Source organism: Agromyces sp. Y782, assembly GCF_059445405.1.
The window spans coordinates 1,616,486-1,631,822 of record NZ_JCAIUG010000001.1; the positions used below are offsets into that span (position 1 = coordinate 1,616,486).

The window sequence follows — 15,337 nt, forward strand, 5'->3', positions numbered from 1 at the left end:
TGCTCCCTCATCGAGTCGACGACCGATGGTGTCGCGGTCGTCGGCATCAGGTTAGGCGCTCCCACCGACGCGGTCTTGCACGAACGCGACACCGCCCGCCGAGCGGCATGACCGATCCCGGCATCGGCCGCCCGCCGATCGATCATGTGCATCTCGAGACGCTCCTTCGTCGCTACTCGACCGGCGTGCTCGAGGCGACCTCGTCGCGCGCCGCCTCGAACGCGGCGACGCAGCGGCGGATCTCATCGTCGGAGTGCGCCGCCGAGAGCTGCACGCGGATGCGCGCGGCCCCGCGCGGCACGACCGGGAAGCTGAACGCCGTCACATACACCCCGTGCCGCTGCAGCGCGTCGGCCATGCGAGCGGTGAGCGCGGCGTCGCCGAACATCACAGGCACGATCGGGTGCTCTCCGGGCAGCAGCTCGAAACCGGCATCCGTCATGAGCGAACGGAAGAGCGCCGCGTTCGTACGCAACCGCTCGCGCAACTCCCCCGAGCCGGCCACGAGCGAGAGCGCCTCGATCGTGCCCGCCACGATCGCCGGAGCGAGCGTGTTCGAGAAGAGGTACGGGCGCGCCCGTTGGCGCAGCAGGTCGACGATCTCCTGCCTGGCCGCCACATAGCCGCCGGATGCCCCGCCGAGCGCCTTGCCGAAGGTGCCGGTCGTGATGTCGACCCGGCCCTCGACGCCGCAGTACTCGGGCGTGCCGCGCCCGTGCTCGCCGACGAAGCCGACGGCGTGCGAGTCGTCGACGAAGACGAGTGCGTCGTAGCGGTCGGCGAGGTCGCAGATCTCGGCGAGCGGCGCGATGTAGCCGTCCATCGAGAACACGCCGTCGGTCACGATCACCCGGCGGCGGGCGTCGGATGCCGCGGCCAGCTGCGCCTCGAGGTCGACCATGTCGCGGTTCTTGTAGCGGTATCGCTGCGCCTTCGAGAGCCGGATGCCGTCGATGATCGAGGCGTGGTTGAGCTCGTCGGAGATGATCGCATCGTCGGCCCCGAAGAGCACCTCGAAGACACCGCCGTTCGCGTCGAAGCACGAGGAGAAGAGGATGGTGTCGTCGTAGCCGAGGAAGTCGGAGACGCGCTGCTCGAGCTCGAAGTGCAGCTCCTGCGTGCCGCAGATGAACCGAACGCTCGCGAGCCCGTAGCCCCACTCGTCGAGACCGGTGTGCGCCGCCGCGACGATGCGCGGGTCGTTCGCGAGCCCGAGGTAGTTGTTGGCGCAGAAGTTCAGCACCGCGCGCCCCTCGACCTCGATCTCGGAGGACTGGGGCCCGTGGATGCCCCGCTCGCGTTTGGTGAGGCCGGCCGCGTCGATCTCATCGAGCTCGGCCCGCAGTTGCCCGCGAATGGTTCCGTACATCAGAGCTCCGTCCAATCGAGGATGACCTTGCCGACGCCGCCCGAAGCGGCAGCATCGAAGGCTGCACGCCATTCGCGGGCCGGGTAGCGGTCGCTGATGATCGAGGCGACCCGCGACCGCAGCTCGGCGCTCGTCTGCAGCATCGCGCTCATCGAGTTCCACGTTTCGAACATCTCGCGACCGTAGATGCCCTTCATCGTCAGCATGTGGGTGACGACCTTGCCCCAGTCGATCGCGTACGGCTCGCTCGGCAGGCCGAGCAAGGCGATGCGACCGCCGTGGTTCATGTTCTCGATCATCTCGGGCAGCGCCTTCGCCGATCCCGACATCTCGAATCCGACGTCGAAGCCCTCGCGCATGCCGAGGCGCGGTTGCACGTCGGCGATGCGTTCGCGTGAGACATCCACGACCGCGTCGGCGCCCATCTCGCGCGCGAGCGACAAGCGTGCGGGCGAGACATCCGACGCGACGATGAACCGCGCGCCGACATGACGTGCCACCGCGATCGACATGAGCCCGATCGGGCCGCAGCCCGTGACGAGCACATCTTCGCCGACGACCGAGAAGGTGAGGGCGGTGTGCACCGCGTTGCCGAAGGGATCGAAGATCGCCCCGACCTCGGGATCGACCTCGGCGTGGTGCACCCAGACGTTCTCGCCGGGCAGCACGACGAACTCGGCGAAGGCGCCGTCGCGGTGCAGGCCCACGCCCTTCGTGCGGATGCACATCTGGCGACGCCCCGCACGGCAGTTGCGGCACATGCCGCACACGATGTGCCCCTCGCCCGAGACCCGGTCGCCGACGGCGACGTCGTGCACGAGCGGCCCGACCTCGACGACCTCGCCGGAGAACTCGTGGCCGGGGATGAGCGGGGCGGCGATCGTCGACGCTGCCCAGTCGTCCCACTGCTCGATATGCAGGTCGGTGCCGCAGATACCGGTGCGCAGCACTCGGATCTTCACATCGCCGGGGCCCGTCTCGGGCTCGGGCCGGTCGACGTACTCCAGACCGGCACCGGGGGCGGGTTTGTAGAGGGCCTTCATCGATAACCTCGTTGTTCTCTGGTACTCGAGCCGGGGGTGTTCGGCTCTGGGTCGGGGTATCCGGGTCGTGTCCGGTGGCTCCGAGCGCCAGTCAGTTCATGGTAGCCACGGATGCCGCGGCATCCGTCACCCGTGACGCCCACCCGACCCACCCGATCGACCCGCCCGACCCGACCCACCCGATCGACCCGACCCACCCGACCCACCCGACCCACCCGATCGACCCGCCCCACCCGACCCGACACCCACCCCGACCCACCGCACACCCACCCGACCCACCCCCACCCGACCACGCGTCGAGAGTGCGGTTCGTGTCGCTATTCCGCGCGCATACCGACACGAACCGCACTCTCGGCGTCGGATGGAGCCGGGCGAGGCGAGGCGACGAGGTGAGTGCGCCGGTTGCGGCCGCGCGAGGTCGCCGATATCGTTCTCGAGTCAGGGTTGTCGAATCGATTCGATCGGCCTCGTGACGACGATGAGACAGAGACGATGAACGAGACTCCCCACACTTCCGACGCCCCTGCGACGACCGCCCGCCCGCCGCGCGAGCTCGTAGCATGGCGGAACGCCGTCTTCGCGATCTTCTTCCTCAGCGGACTCAGCATGGCGAGCTGGGTCGCCCGGATCCCCGCCATCCGCGACGACACCGGCCTCAGCACGCAGGGCGTCGGCCTCGTCATCCTCGCCGGGTCGATCGGCTCGGTACTCGGGCTCGTCGCGGCCCCATGGCTGCTTGCGCGGCTCGGCGCGCGCATCGGCATGATCTCGGCACTCGTCACCGTGTCAGTGGGGCTCGTGCTCGTCGGCATCGGCGGCGCTGCGCTGCCCTCGGTGCCGATCGTCATCATCGGCCTCGTGCTCTTCGGCTTCGGCAACGGCGCGGTCGACGTGATGATGAACGTCGAGGGCGCGGAGGCCGAACGTGAGATCGGCAAGACCGTCATGCCGCTCATGCACGCCTTCTTCTCGTTCGGCACGGTCGCCGGAGCGGGGCTTGCCGCCGCGGCATCCGCTCTGCACGTGCCGGTGTCGGTGCACTTCAGCGTCGCCGCCGTGCTCATCGCCGTCGCCATCGTCATCGCGGTGCGCTATGTGCCGCTGCGTGCAGAGGTCGGCGACGACACCCATGCGGATGTCCCGCGGCCGCCGTGGACGCAGCGACTGCGTGAGAACCTCGCGGTGTGGGGCGATGTTCGGCTGCTCCTCATCGGCGTCATCATGCTCGGCATGTCGTTCGCCGAGGGATCGGCGAACGACTGGCTCGCCCTCGCCGTCGTCGACGGGCACGGCTTCGACGAGACCATCGGCGCGATCATATTCGGTGTCTTCACCGTGGCGATCACCGTCGCCCGAGTGCTCGGCGGGCCGGCGCTCGACCGCTTCGGCCGCGTGCCCGTGCTGCGCACGCTCGCGATCGTCGGCATCCTCGGCTTGGGCCTGTTCATCTTCAGCACCGAGCCCTGGATGCTCATCGTCGGCACCGCCCTCTGGGGCATCGGGTGCTCGCTCGGCTTCCCCGTCGGCATGTCGGCGGCGGCCGACGATCCCCATCGCTCCGCCGCGCGGGTGAGCGCCGTCGCGATCATCGGCTACTGCGCGTTCCTCGCCGGGCCGCCGCTGCTCGGCTTCCTCGGCGAGCACTTCGGCATCCTGAACGCGCTGCTCGTGATCCTCGGGCTGCTCGTGCTGTCGGCGCTCGCGGCGCCCGCCGCGCGCGAGCGCTCCCGCGTCGCGGCCTGACGCCCGTCTGCGGCGGCCGCCCCGCGGCATCCGCTCGGCACCTGCACTCCCGCCCGCCCGCGGCCTGCACTCCCGCGCGCCCGCGCCCAACCCCCGCCCCTCCGCGGCCTCGTTCGTTGCACCTCCGTGGCCCCAACACCCCCTGCACGTCTGCGCGCCGCGCCCCTCCGTTCGTTGCACCTCCGCGCCCCAACACCCGCCCCTCCGTGCCCCAGCCCCCGCCCCCTCCGCACCCCTGCAGCAATTCAGGTGTGGAGGAGCGTGTCGCGGCGTGTCGACGGCAACCGGCCAGTGCGACACACCTCCGCTCCTGAATTGCTGCAGGGGGGGCGGAGGTTCGGGGTGGGGGCGGGGGGCGGGGGTGCGGGCGGGGGAGGGTCGGGGTCGCACTCAGAGCAGACACACAGAAGGGGGCGGGGAGCGGCGCACGGACGGGCCCCGGCCACCCCGCGGCATCCGCTCGGCAAGTAGACTCGCCGGGTGCGTCTCGTCATCGCCCGCTGCTCCGTCGATTACGCGGGGCGCCTCGCGGCCCATCTCCCGCTCGCCACCCGCCTGCTGATGGTGAAGGGCGACGGCAGCCTGCTCGTGCACTCCGACGGCGGCAGCTACAAGCCGCTCAACTGGATGAGCCCGCCCTGCACGCTCACCACGCTCGAGCCCGACGACGACCAGCGCTCGGCCGGCATCGTCGAGCTGTGGAAGGTCGTGCACCAGAAGACCGCCGACCAGCTGATCGTCTCGATCCACGAAGTGCTGCACGACTCGGCGCACGAGCTCGGCATCGACCCCGGCCTCCAGAAAGACGGCGTCGAGGCGCACCTGCAGAAGCTGCTCGCCGAGCAGATCGAACTCCTCGGCGACGGCCACCGGCTCGTGCGTCGCGAGTACATGACGGCGATCGGCCCGGTCGACATCCTGGCGACGGATGCCTCGGGCGCCTCGGTCGCCGTCGAACTCAAGCGCCGCGGCGACATCGACGGCGTCGAGCAGCTGACCCGCTACCTCGAACTCATGAACCGCGACCCGCACCTCGCCCCCGTGACCGGAGTGTTCGCCGCGCAGGAGATCAAGCCGCAGGCTCGCACCCTCGCCGAAGATCGGGGCATCCGCTGCGTCGTACTCGACTACGACGCGATGCGCGGAGTCGATGGCGGGCACGCCCGGTTGTTCTGATCCGTCGCTCCGATCCGTCGCCGCGAACGTCGAGTCTGAGAATCGCTCAGCGACAAGCCCCCTAGGATGTCACGGTGACTACCGAGACCCTGACGATCCCGCCGGCAACGCCGCCGACCCGCACCTGGTCGGCCGTGCTCTTCGACCTCGACGGCACGATCGTCGACTCGGCTTCCGACATCACCGGCTCCCTCGCCCACATGTTCGAGAAGATGGGCCTGCCCGTGCCGAGCGAGGAAGAGCTCCGCTCCTACGTCGGCCCGCCGCTGCTCGACAGCCTGCGCATGACGGCCGGCTTCAACGACGCCGAGGCGTGGGAAGCGCTCAACGTCTACCGCGACCACTACGGCGAGCACGTGCTGCGCTCCCCCGTGTTCCCCGGCGTCGCGGGCGTGCTCGAGCGACTGCACGCCGCCGGCATCCCGGTCGCGCTCGCGACGTCGAAGCCCGAGTCGATGGCACGCAAGGTGCTCGACCACCAGGGCCTCAGCCAGTACTTCACCGTCATCGCCGGCGCGAGCGACGACGAAGAGCGCAGCACGAAGGCCGACGTCGTGGCAGAGGCGCTCCGACGGCTCCACGCGGAGGGCATCACCACGGAGCACGCGGTGATGGTCGGCGACCGCGGGTACGACACGCTCGGTGCGCTCGCGAACGGCGTGCCCACGATCCTCGTCGAGTGGGGCTACGGCTCGCCCGCCGAAGCCGCCGACGCGATGGCGGTCGTGCATTCGGCCGACCAGCTTCGCGCCCTGCTGCTCGGCTCGTAGCCGGTCTTCTCGCTAGTAGTCCGTCTTCTCGCTAGTAGTCCGTCTTCGCCGCGACCTGCACGGTGAACGACACCGTGTCGCCGCTCGCACCGTTCTCGAGCGTCACGTCGGTCTCCCCCACCGCCTTCGCGGAGAGGCCGGGGTTGAACTGGGCGCTTCCGTCATCGCGCCCGGGCGTGAATTCGACGATCGCGGGGTCGTCGATCTCGGCGCTCCACTCGGTGAACGTCTCGTCGTCGCCCGTCAGGTCGATCGTTCCCCCCTCGTCGACCTCGATCGTCGTGCCGTCGATCTCGCCGAGGTCGGCGACGACGGGCGGCAACGTGCTCCCGTCGCCCGATGCGCCGGCACAGGCCGCGAGCGCGACGATGGTCGCCGACACCAGCATGACGACGGATGCCGCGCGCAGACGATGCCCGGCCGTGCCCTTGCGGTGACCCATCGCTGTTCCCCCTCAACGATTTCGCGCGGGCCGGGTTCCGCCCCGCCCCGGTTTCGCCCAGCGTAGACCGACGGATGCTTCGCGGCCAGCGACGATTCCGATCGACCTTTCACGGCGTCGACGCACAGATCACCCCCGAACGAGTGATGCACGGCAGTGATCGACGATTTCTGCCGGTGGCGCGCAACGGACGTGCGTCGTGCTCGAGCAAAATCGTCAGGGCTCTTCCATAGACGATGCAAAGCACGGCAGGATTCCCAGTACGTTCGCCCACCGACGAACGTCGTTCACGCCCCACGGTCACCTCCGAGGGGCGCTCGAAGGGAGAAGCATGTCTGGATTCACCACCCGCGCGCGGAGGCGCGCGGTTGCGGTCCTCCCGGTATTCGCGCTCGCTGCCACCGGTCTGGTGTCGGTCGGGGCGAGTAGCGCGGCCGCGGCTGAATCGCCGGTCTCACCACCGGTGATCAGCGACTCCGAGTACTACATGAACTACGTCGCCCCGCGTATGGAGCAGGCGTTCGGCACCGACGACGAGCTGGTGGGCGACGCCACCGCGCAGCGTAGCGCGGGCACCCTCGCCACTGAGGCCGAGGCGTTCGACCAGAAGTTCTCGCAGGGCAACCCGCTCGCAGCAGAGGGACTCGCTCAGCTCGAGGCCGCATCGATCGAGACCGGTAAGAGCCCCGGTCAGCTCAAGCGCGACAGGCACTGGGATCGCGGCCGAGACAAGAACCACCACAAGAAGCCCGACTACAAGCAGGCTGATGAGACGCAGGAAGCGAAGCTGCTCACCATCCTCGTCGAGTTCAACGACAGCGCGAACGACGACTTCTCCGGCACCTACGTGCCGAACGAGTTCGGTGCGACCGAGTGCAAGCCCGGCGAGGTGGCGAACGGGCCGCTGCACAACAACATCCCGAACCCGGCCGACTACGAGCTCGAAGACAACAACTCGATGTGGGTCGCCGACTTCTCGTCGGAGCACTTCAACAAGATGCTCTTCACCGACGAGGGCATCACGGAGCGGGTTCGCAAAGACCTGAAGGGTCCCGACGGGCGCCGCGGCATCGACATCTCGGGCCACACGATGAAGGCCATGTACGAGGAGATGTCGCACGGCGCCTACACGGTGACCGGCGAGGCCACTCCCTGGATCTCGGTACCCCACTCTGAGGCCTACTACGGCGCGAGCCTCTGCTTCCAGAACGAGGAGGGGGTTTACGAGGCCGGAGCGATCCAGGACATGCAGGGTCACCCCGACAACCCGCTCGGTCCGGGCCAGCTCCCGATCGACGCGGTCGAGGCACTCGCCCAGGCACAGCCCGACTTCCCGTGGGCCGACTACGACGTCGAAGACCAGGGCGACCGTGACGGCGACGGCGACTTCTTCGAGCCCGATGGAGTCATCGACCACGTCGTGCTCGTGCACGCCGGTGAAGACAAGTCCGGCGGCGGCGGCGCCGAGGGCACGTACTCCATCTGGGCGCACTCCTCTGCCGTCGCAGGCGGCGCGGACATCCCCGGTACCGACCTCAAGCTGTCGAACTACATCGTGCAGCCCGAAGACTCGGGCGTCGGCGTGTTCGCGCACGAGTACGGCCACGACCTCGGCCTGCCCGACCTCTACGACACCTCGGGTGCCGGAGACTCCGACATCGACTTCTGGGACCTGATGTCCTCGGGCTCGCACTCGGGGCCGATCTTCCAGTCGATGCCGACTCACATGGGCATCTGGGACAAGTGGATGCTCGGCTGGGCCGACCCCGTCGAGGTCAACCCCGGTGATGCTCCGAGCACGATCAACGTGGGGCAGAACTCCCGCCCGTTGGTCGGCACCGAAGACGGCGTGAAGATCAATCTTCCCGACAAGGTGATCACCATGGCCGAGCCGACCAGCGGCGAGAACATGTGGTACACCGGCGCCGACCAGGACTGGGGCGACATCCGCATCGTCCGCAGCCTCGACGTGCCCGCCGACGCGAAGTTCTGGTTGAACAGCAACTTCGTCATCGAACAGGACTGGGACTTCGGCTTCATCGAGGTCTCGACCGACGGCGGCACGACGTGGACCGAGCAGAAGGTCTACGACGAGGCCGGTGCTGAGGTCTCGACGCCCGACGGCTACGCCGACCCGAACGGCAACCTGGCGACGTTCGGCAACAAGAAGTACGGGCTCACGGGCACGTCGAACGGTTGGCAGAAGCAGTACGTCGACCTCTCTTCGTTCGCCGGCACGACGGTGAGCCTGCGCCTGCGGCTCGCGACCGACGCCGCGTTCCAGGAACGCGGTTGGTTCGCCGACGACTTCGCCCTCACGAGCGGAGCCGAGACCGTCTGGAGTGACGATGTCGAGAGCGGTGACAACGGCTGGACCACTGAGGTCGAGACGTTCGCCGCGACGACCGGCCCCGGCTGGCGCACCGACACCGGTACGTCGGTGAAGGCGCAGTACTACATGGTCGAGTGGCGTAACTTCGACGGCTTCGACGAGGGGCTGCAATACGGCTACAACTCCGTGTACAGCGCGGGTGCGTGGAAGGTCGAGAAGATCAAGTACAACGCCCCCGGGGCGCTCATCTGGTACCGCGACACGACGTACGGCAACACGAACCACGTGGTGTCGAACGAGACGGCGCTGCCGAGTGCCGGCGCCAAGGGCGGCCTGCTGATCGTCGACAGTCACTTCGACCCGCTGCGCCGCACCGGTGAGGCGGCCGAGATCGACCCGACGACGACCGACAACATGCCCTCGCGGGCGCAGTCCTCGAACGCCGCGTTCGGCCTCGAGAAGACGTACCGCTTCACGGAGTGCATCACGGGCGCCGACGTGACCGACGAGTACTGCACCGACGTGCGCTCTCAGAAGCCGGTGAGCACCTTCACCGACGACCAGGGCTGGGTGCCGGGCATCGAGATCCGAAACGGAACCGACCTGTACTACCGGTTGCGCAACGGTTCGGTCGTGGTGCCGTCGGTCGGCAACGCGCCGTACACCACCCGCGTCGTCGATGAGAACGGCAAGCCGCTGCCCGAGTTCTACGGACTCGAGGTGCAGCCGGGCATGACGCTCGGCACCGGCAACCCCGCTGACGCGGGCGTCGGCTACGGCACCGTGATCGAGGTGAAGAAGGCACTCAAGCGCAACACCTCGGCGCTGATCAAGATCACCCCGCCGACCGCGGGCTGATCCAGCGACACCGAAGCGACGAGGCGTCGGCCCCTCCGGGGTCGGCGCCTCGAGCGTCAGCGGCGTCTGTCAGGCCGAGCGAGCAAGCGACGCTCGCGCCGCCGCAGCGCTCGACGTTGCACGGCGAGTTGCACGGCGAGCGTGAGCACCCCGCCGGTGACGATCGAGACGAGGTTCACGAGCAGTTGCACGGTCGAGCTACCGGCCTGTGACCACTGCCCGTCGGCGACCGCGACGGCGATCGCGCCCGCCGCGGGAATGGTCGTCACCGAGATGAGCACGCCGATGAGCGCACCCGACTTCGCCGAGGTGAGCGAGAGCACACCCGCGATGCCGGCCAGGAAGCCGACGATGTAGCTGAGCGCCCCGGGCTGCCAGATGAACTCGGTGAGCGGATGCTCCTGCGACAGCGGGTCGATGGGGAAGATGCCGATGGCCTCGAGCAGGAGCGCGAACCCGATCGTCACGAGGATCGCCGCACTGTACCCGATGAGCAGGGTCGCCGCCGAGCGCCAGGCCACCCGAGGTCGGCGGCGCACGATGCCGACGGCGATGGCCGCGAGCGGGCCGAAGTCGGGCCCGACGACCATCGCCCCGACGATGAGGATGGGTTGGTCGGTGACCACGCCGACCGCGGCGATGAGCGTGGCGACCGTCATGAACACGAGGAACGTCGCCGACAGCCGCACCTCGTCGTCGGTGCGGGCCTCGACCTCCTCCCAGACGACGGCGTCGTCGTCGTTGCCGAACACCGCTGCTGCGCTGTGGCGCCGCTTGCGGCCGAGTGCGAGGTCGACGGACTCGATGGCGATGGAACCCTGTTCGTCGAGGCCGACGCCGTGCAGCTCGGCGAGGAGGGAGCTCGTTGCATCGCGTTCGACGTCGCAGAGGATCACGTCGCCGACGGGGTCGGCTCCGGCGCCCGGCAGCACGATGAGGTTCGCAACGGGCGCGTCGGGGGCGAGCAGTAGCCGGTCGACGTCGGCCCGAAGCGCCTGCGGCACGATCATTCTCAGATGAAGCACGGTGCAAGTCTGGCGCGAGCGGATGCCGTCGCCCGGCCGGCGGGGCCGGTCTGTAGGACATCCGCCGCTTCGTAGGACGGCGCGCAATCCGCTTCGTCCTCCGTACCGAGGAATGTCCTACAGCACGGTTGGAGAGGAGAGCGGAGAGGCGCGCGGCGCATCGAGCGAAGCTGCGAGCACGCCGTCGAGCAGGCGATCCAGGCTCCAGGTGAAAGTGTCGTCGACCCCGGAGGCCGGCTCGGCGCCGGCCACAAGGTGCGCGGTCGCCTCCGTGAGCGGGTGGCTCGCGGCATCCGTCCACAGCGCGCCGGACGACGTTCGGGCAGCGGATGCCTCGGGGTCGCCCGTTCGCTCGGCCGCATCGAGGGCGGCGACTCCGAGCACGTGGGCGCGCACGGCGTGTGCGGCCCGTGCGGCGTCGGCGAGCGGCATCCGCTCGCCCATGAAACCGGTGATGAGGGTTTCATTCAAGCCGAGCGCGTACTGCCCTTCGAGCGGACCGCTCGTCACGAGCACCATCGCGCCGGTGTGCTCGGCGAGGCGGGTGCGCAGCGCCGCGGCGAGCGCGTGCACCCTGCCCCGCCACGGGAGCGCCGGGTCGGATGCCGCGGCGAGGTCGAGACTCGAGAGGAGCTCCTCGACCATCGCACGGAGCAGCGCGTTCTTCGACGGGAAATAGGTGTAGATCGCGGTGGGCGTGAGCCCGAGCGCCGCGGCGACCCCGCGCACGGAGACGGCGGCGAAGCCCTTCCGCTCGAGGATCTCGAACGCGGCGTCGACGATGTCGACCTGGCTGACGCTGCGCCTCGGTCCGGGTTTCATGGTGCTGGGTGCTCCTCGGGGTCTCACCCCTATTCTCCCGGCTCGCGTGCACCCTCTCGCACCACTCCTCGAACTCCGGCGCGCACGACCTTTTGCCCGACCACGGATGAGGCGTACGACCGTCTCCCGGCAAAAGGTCGTGGGGAGCGACGCGCCGTGCGGCACACGCCTCGCCCGCGGCGCGTACGATCGTGCCGACGCGGTTGCTCGAGCGCGGCTCGGGCGAGATCGGGCCGCGATCGGAGGAGGGAACGCATGACGCGACCGGCACGCATCGTCGTCATCGGCGATGCTCTCATCGACGAGATCCGCGATCCGCACGGGTCGCGGGAGTTCGTCGGCGGCGCCGCGCTCAACGTGGCAGTGGGCCTCGCACTGCTCGGCGAAGCCACCACTCTCGTCGCCATGCTCGGCGACGACGAGCCTGCGGAGCGGGTGCGACAGTACCTCCGCGACTACCGGGTGAAGCTCATCGAGAGCCCGTCGGAGCACGGCACCTCGCGTGCCGTCTCCGACCGAACCGACGGCGAGCCGCGCTACGAGTTCAACGAGGCCGCGCAGCGGCGACGCATCCGATTCGACGAAGCCACGCGCGCGGCGATCGACGAGGCGGATCTCGTGGTGGTGAGCTGCTTCCCCTTCGATGACGCCGACCAGGCGGCCGAGCTCGCTGCGGCGATCGAGCGACCGGCCGAGCGACTCATCATCGACGGCAACCCGCGGGCCGGCATGCTGGCCGATCGCGAGGTCTTCCTCGAGCAGTTCGTATCGGTCGCCGCGACGGCCCTGCTCGTCAAGGTCGGCGACGAAGACGCCGAGCTGCTGCTCGACGCCCCGCTTCCGGAGTTCGTCGAGCGGCTCCGAGCACCCGCGACGAGCGAGCAGGCGACGAGCGAGGCGACGACGAGCGAGGCGACGACGGATGCCCCGGCTCCCCGCTCCCCTGCGATCCTCGCGACAGCGGGGCGGGCCGGCGCGACCGTGCACCGCGACGGAGCCCCCGTGCACGCCGGCATCGTCGAGCTGCCCGGACCGATCGTCGACACGATGGGCGCCGGCGACGCGACCCTCTCGGCCGTCGTGCACCACATCGCGGTGCACGGGATGCCGCGCACCATCGAGCGCTGGGCCGACGCGCTCGATGAGGCGATGACCATCGCCGCCGCGACCGTGCGGCACGAGGGCGCGTTGCTGCGCCTGCCAGCGGGGCCACCCGTGCTTGCGAGCTGAGGCTGGGCTGGGCTGGGCTGGGCTGGGCTGGGCTGGGCCAGCCTCGGCCGCGGAGGCTCGCCTCACCGCACGAATCGCACCTCGCGCACCTCGCGCACCTCGCGCACCTCGCGCACCTGCCAGTCGTCTTCGATCTTCGAGGCGTCGTCAAGCTCGAAGCCGTTGCGACGGGAGAACGCCTGCGCCCCGGGGTTGTCGTCGAGCGCCCACAGGTAGCCGGGCCGATCGCCGATGGCCGCGTCGAGCAGCGTCTGCCAGACGCCCGTACCGTGGAACTCGTCGAGCACGTAGAGACCCTCGAACTCGAGGTCACGGGGGCCGTCGGTCGAACCGATCGGCGGTGCGACCGAGCTGCGATCCTTCGAGCTCACGCCACTCGCCGTCTCGCCGCCCATCGAACGGGCGGGGGCGCGCCGCCCGGCTGAGCTCAGTCCGCCGGGCGTACCACCGGCAGCGCGGCCTCGATCGCCTCGATCACTTCGGGCGCGTCGGGCTCGGTCTGCGGGCGGAACCGCAGCACCTCGCGATCGGGCGTGACGAGAAACTTCTCGAAGTTCCAGGTGACGCGGCCGGCCTTGCCGGCGGCATCCGGTGCCTGCTTCAACTCGGTGTAGAGCGGATGCTCCTGGCGCCCGTTCACCCGAATGCGATCGAAGATCGGAAACGTGATGCCCCACGTCGTCGAGCAGTACTCGCTGATCGCCTCGTTGCTCGAGAGCTCCTGCAGGAACTGGTTGCTCGGGAACCCGACCACGGTGAAACCCGCCTCGCCGTACGTGCGTTGCAGCTCCTCGAGCTTCGCGTACTGCGGTGCCAGCCCGCACCGCGAGGCGACGTTGACGATGAGCACGGCTTTGCCCGTGTAGTCGCCGAGCGTCGTCGTGCTGCCGTCCATGGTCGTGATGGGGATCTCATCGATTCGGTTCATCATCGCCTCCGATTCCAGCGTACGTCGAGCGAAGCTCAGAACGGCCAGATGAGCGGCACGTAGAACACCGCGACGACCAGGAACAGCAACAGCAACGGCAGACCGAGCTTCCAGTAGTCGCCGAATCGATATCCGCCGGGCTCGAGCACCATCGTGTTGGCGGGGGTCGCCACCGGGGTGAGGAACGACGCGGCCCCCGAGACCGTGAGCGCCATCATGAACGGCAGCACCGAGACGCCGAGGTCGGCCGCGACGACGACCGCGACGGGCGCGATGATGAGCACCGTCGCGGTGTTCGAGATGAGCTGGCCGAGCACCATCGTCAGCACGCAGATCGCGAGCAGTGCAAGGTACGGCGATGCGTCTCCGACGAGCCCGAGCAGTCCATCGGCGATGACATCGGCGGTGCCGGTGCTGATGAACGCCGTCGAGAGTGGGATCATGCCGGCGACCAGTACGACAGTCGTCCACGAGATGCTGCGGTAGGCCTGCGTCGGCGACACCACGCGAGTGAGCACGAGAGCGGATGCCGCGGCGAGGCCCGCGATCGCGGGCGGCACGAGGCCCGTGGCGAGCAGCACCACCATCGCCGCGAGGATCACGATCGCGCGCTTCGCGCCGCCGCCGAGCGGCACCGAGCGGCGCACCAGCGCCGGCTCGTCGACGACGAGCACATGGGGGCCGGCGGTGTTGCGCTCGAGCTGGTCCCACGGGCCCGTGAGCAGCAGCGTGTCGCCGACCTGCAGGCGCGAGTCGGCGCCGACGAGGTCTTCCCCGCCGCGCTGCACGGCGAGCACGACGAGATCGCCGCTCGGGGTCACCATGCCGGGAAAGAGGTGCAGGCCGATGAGCTCGGAGCGAGGCGCGACGACGACCTCGGTCACGCCGCGGCGCACCCCGATCAGCTCGGTCTCCTCGGGCAGGTCGTACTGCTGCCGCAGGGTGCGGGCGTGCTCGCTCACGTCTTGCGGCAGTGTCGTCGGCGCACGTTCGGGCAGCAGGCGACGCCCGATGAGCGAGACGATGAGCAACGTGCCGACGACGAGGGGCACACCGACGAGACCGAACTCGAAGAAGCCGAACGGCCGGGCGCCGGCGTCGGCGGCCGTCTCGCTCACGATGATGTTCACCGGCGTGCCCGTGAGCGCGAGGAGCGAACCGGCGTGAGCCGAGAATGCGAGCGGCATGAGCATCTGCGACGGCGGGATACCGGCGCGCGTCGCGACCACGACGACGACGGGGATGAGCGCCGCCACGGCGCCGTTCACGCTGATGAGGGCGGTGACGCCGGCGACGAGCAGGCACACGACGAGCAGCAGCGGCCCGCGTTTCGTGCCCGCCCGACCGATCACCTGCTGGCCGGCCCACGCCGTGACCCCCGTCGAGTCGAGCGATTCGCTCACGACGAAGAGGGCGGCGATGAAGATCACCGTCGGATCGCCGAAGCCGGCGAGCGCCTGCCCGAGATCGAGGATGCCGGTGAGCCAGAGCGCCACCGAGACACCGATCGCGACGATGCCGAGCGGCACGCGGTTCGACATGAACGCGACGATCGCGAGCGCCAGGATGACGAGCGTGGTCGCGACGGGGTCCATTCGC

Annotated in this window: 13 protein-coding genes; 5 read left to right on the plus strand and 8 right to left on the minus strand. The window is 69.4% G+C overall.

From position 1 onward, the window contains the following. Nucleotides 1–172: 172 nt before the first annotated feature. Both AC1C2S_RS07410 and tdh read right to left on the minus strand, forming a co-directional pair. Complete coding sequence (locus AC1C2S_RS07410) at nucleotides 173–1,369, minus strand: glycine C-acetyltransferase (protein WP_495351882.1); 1,197 nt, start codon at nucleotides 1,367–1,369, stop codon at nucleotides 173–175. Further along, nucleotides 1,369–2,412, minus strand: coding sequence for an L-threonine 3-dehydrogenase (gene tdh, locus AC1C2S_RS07415; RefSeq protein WP_495351883.1), 1,044 nt, complete (start codon nucleotides 2,410–2,412; stop codon nucleotides 1,369–1,371). Before tdh ends, AC1C2S_RS07410 begins: the two co-directional genes overlap by 1 nt. A gap of 492 nt (nucleotides 2,413–2,904) precedes the next feature. On the opposite strand from tdh, the gene AC1C2S_RS07420 reads away from it, so the two are divergent. The 3 genes from AC1C2S_RS07420 to AC1C2S_RS07430 all read left to right on the plus strand — a co-directional run bounded on the left by AC1C2S_RS07420 (nucleotide 2,905) and on the right by AC1C2S_RS07430 (nucleotide 6,101). Next, nucleotides 2,905–4,155 (plus strand): MFS transporter, encoded by a 1,251-nt coding sequence (locus AC1C2S_RS07420; protein WP_495351884.1) that lies wholly within the window; start codon nucleotides 2,905–2,907, stop codon nucleotides 4,153–4,155. Between the two features lie 480 nt (nucleotides 4,156–4,635). Beyond that, a complete protein-coding gene (gene nucS / locus AC1C2S_RS07425) occupies nucleotides 4,636–5,331 on the plus strand; it encodes an endonuclease NucS (protein ID WP_495351885.1) in 696 nt (231 codons plus the stop codon). A 74-nt stretch (nucleotides 5,332–5,405) separates the two neighbouring features. After that, nucleotides 5,406–6,101, plus strand: a complete 696-nt coding sequence (locus AC1C2S_RS07430) for an HAD hydrolase-like protein (protein WP_495351886.1) — start codon at nucleotides 5,406–5,408, stop codon at nucleotides 6,099–6,101. A 31-nt stretch (nucleotides 6,102–6,132) separates the two neighbouring features. Here AC1C2S_RS07430 and AC1C2S_RS07435 read toward each other — a convergent pair whose 3' ends face one another. After that, nucleotides 6,133–6,543, minus strand: coding sequence for a hypothetical protein (locus AC1C2S_RS07435; RefSeq protein ID WP_495351887.1), 411 nt, complete (start codon nucleotides 6,541–6,543; stop codon nucleotides 6,133–6,135). Between the two features lie 331 nt (nucleotides 6,544–6,874). Between AC1C2S_RS07435 and AC1C2S_RS07440 the strand changes: the two genes are divergently transcribed. Next, a complete protein-coding gene (locus AC1C2S_RS07440) occupies nucleotides 6,875–9,733 on the plus strand; it encodes an immune inhibitor A domain-containing protein (protein WP_495351888.1) in 2,859 nt (952 codons plus the stop codon). A 56-nt stretch (nucleotides 9,734–9,789) separates the two neighbouring features. Here the strand turns inward: AC1C2S_RS07440 and AC1C2S_RS07445 are convergent, their stop codons facing one another. Both AC1C2S_RS07445 and AC1C2S_RS07450 read right to left on the minus strand, forming a co-directional pair. Further along, complete coding sequence (locus tag AC1C2S_RS07445) at nucleotides 9,790–10,758, minus strand: DUF389 domain-containing protein (protein ID WP_495351889.1); 969 nt, start codon at nucleotides 10,756–10,758, stop codon at nucleotides 9,790–9,792. 117 nt (nucleotides 10,759–10,875) lie between these two features. Beyond that, nucleotides 10,876–11,580: a TetR/AcrR family transcriptional regulator gene (locus AC1C2S_RS07450; protein WP_495351890.1), complete on the minus strand. Its 705-nt coding sequence runs from the start codon at nucleotides 11,578–11,580 to the stop codon at nucleotides 10,876–10,878. A 255-nt stretch (nucleotides 11,581–11,835) separates the two neighbouring features. Between AC1C2S_RS07450 and AC1C2S_RS07455 the strand changes: the two genes are divergently transcribed. Continuing rightward, nucleotides 11,836–12,810 (plus strand): carbohydrate kinase family protein, encoded by a 975-nt coding sequence (locus AC1C2S_RS07455; protein WP_495351891.1) that lies wholly within the window; start codon nucleotides 11,836–11,838, stop codon nucleotides 12,808–12,810. Between the two features lie 62 nt (nucleotides 12,811–12,872). Here AC1C2S_RS07455 and AC1C2S_RS07460 read toward each other — a convergent pair whose 3' ends face one another. The 3 genes from AC1C2S_RS07460 to AC1C2S_RS07470 are packed head-to-tail and all read right to left on the minus strand — an operon-like array spanning nucleotide 12,873 to nucleotide 15,333. Then, nucleotides 12,873–13,181 carry a GNAT family N-acetyltransferase gene (locus AC1C2S_RS07460; protein WP_495351892.1) on the minus strand — a complete coding sequence of 103 codons (309 nt, stop codon included), beginning with the start codon at nucleotides 13,179–13,181 and terminating at the stop codon, nucleotides 12,873–12,875. Between the two features lie 56 nt (nucleotides 13,182–13,237). Next, entirely contained in the window at nucleotides 13,238–13,738 is a 501-nt protein-coding gene (locus AC1C2S_RS07465; protein WP_495351893.1) for a glutathione peroxidase, read from the minus strand. 35 nt (nucleotides 13,739–13,773) lie between these two features. Beyond that, on the minus strand, nucleotides 13,774–15,333 hold the full coding sequence (locus AC1C2S_RS07470) for an SLC13 family permease (RefSeq protein WP_495351894.1): 1,560 nt from the start codon (nucleotides 15,331–15,333) through the stop codon (nucleotides 13,774–13,776). Between the last annotated feature and the right edge of the window lie 4 nt (nucleotides 15,334–15,337).